Source organism: Mesorhizobium sp. M2E.F.Ca.ET.219.01.1.1 (assembly GCF_004016445.2).
In the GTDB taxonomy this organism is placed as follows: Bacteria; Pseudomonadota; Alphaproteobacteria; order Rhizobiales; family Rhizobiaceae; genus Mesorhizobium.
Genome location: NZ_SADT02000165.1, coordinates 1 through 327 on the forward strand (window position 1 = coordinate 1; position 327 = coordinate 327).

At 60.6% G+C, this 327-nt stretch carries 1 pseudogene; it reads right to left on the reverse strand.

What is annotated here, in order from left to right:
* A pseudogene (locus EN862_RS35360) lies at positions 1-317 on the reverse strand (EamA/RhaT family transporter); the annotation flags it as partial.
* Between the last annotated feature and the right edge of the window lie 10 nt (positions 318-327).

A 327-nucleotide genomic window follows, 5' to 3' on the forward strand; every position in this document is an offset into this window, starting at 1 on the left:
GGCAGCGCTTGCAAGACGGCCGAAACACTGCCAATCGGCAAATGCGCGAGCGCAACCAGGAAGGACACGGTAGCGCCCGCTTCACTCAGCACACGGATCGCCACCAGTGGCTGCAGCATCAGGCGAGGCTGGAAAAGCGCGCCACGTTGCCAGGCCAGCAGGCCGACGAAGAGCGAGGCGAACGCGCCTCTGATCAGCATGACTTGCGCCATGTTCATCGACTGTGAAGAGTATTTGGTAATGGCGTCGTTGAGCGTGAAGCCAACCATCGCCACCACCATGAACAACGCGCCGCGAAGATTTGGGGAAAGGGGCAAGACACCTACC